General features: G+C 62.2%; 1 protein-coding gene. It reads left to right on the forward strand.

Annotation, left to right across the window (positions count from 1 at the left end; genetic code table 11):
* Positions 1–154: 154 nt before the first annotated feature.
* Positions 155–400 (forward strand): MFS transporter (locus tag AC1DIX_RS28085; protein WP_477328656.1); only part of this gene is annotated, 246 nt, incomplete at its 3' end.

Consider the following 400-nt stretch of genomic DNA (forward strand, 5'->3'; position numbering starts at 1 on the left):
ATGTCGAGTGCATCGCCCAGGGCGTCCGCGAAGAAGCGCTCGCCGGTCTCTCCAAGGCCGACATCGAGACGGCCTTCCGCGTGCTCGAGCATATTTCGAGCGTCTTTTCCCGCAACGGCGAGGAGCCGACACCGTGAATTCTCATCCTGGCCGCATGGCCGGCGCCGAACCGCTGACTGCCCGTAAGACCGTTCCCGTCTGGCTTTTGGCGCTGGTTACCTTCAGCGGCACGCTTGCCATGCATATTTTCGTGCCCGCCTTGCCTGCAGCCGCGACAAAYCTTGGGGCGAGCATTGGCGAGATGCAGATGACGGTCAGCCTCTATATTTTCGGACTTGCCGTCGGCCAGTTGATCTACGGACCGCTTTCCGACCGCTATGGACGGCGGCCCGTGCTGATG

The sequence above is a fragment of the Massilia sp. 05N420 genome (assembly GCF_056397205.1).